This is a genomic window from Carboxydocella sp. ULO1 (assembly GCF_002049255.1).
Lineage (GTDB): Bacteria > Bacillota.
This window is the reverse complement of the sequence record NZ_BDLQ01000170.1, coordinates 1-281: the sequence shown is the minus strand read 5'-3', so window position 1 is coordinate 281 and position 281 is coordinate 1. Positions and strand designations below refer to the sequence as shown.

Here is a 281-nt window from a genome sequence, read left to right as displayed (position 1 = left end):
ACAGCGCTCTTACCCGGGGAGGTCTGCCGGAGATGTTGGTAATGCCAATAACCCAGGTTGTAAGGCCTGGCTGAACCGGCAGAAGTCAGCAGAGGTCATAGTAGCCAGTACAGACGTCAAACTGGTGAAGGGCCGAACACAAAGCGAGGGATGGACTTGGCACGTTCGAGAGAAGCGGAAGTTTCTGGGCTTCAGCATGTACAGAGGGAAAGACAGAGTAGGAATCAGATTAGCCCCGGAAACAGTTAAACGGGTAAAGAATAGACTTCGGGAAATGACAT

1 pseudogene is annotated in these 281 nt (G+C 51.6%); it reads left to right on the top strand.

The annotated features are described in order from the left end of the window. A pseudogene (locus ULO1_RS15055) lies at positions 1–281 on the top strand (hypothetical protein); the annotation flags it as partial.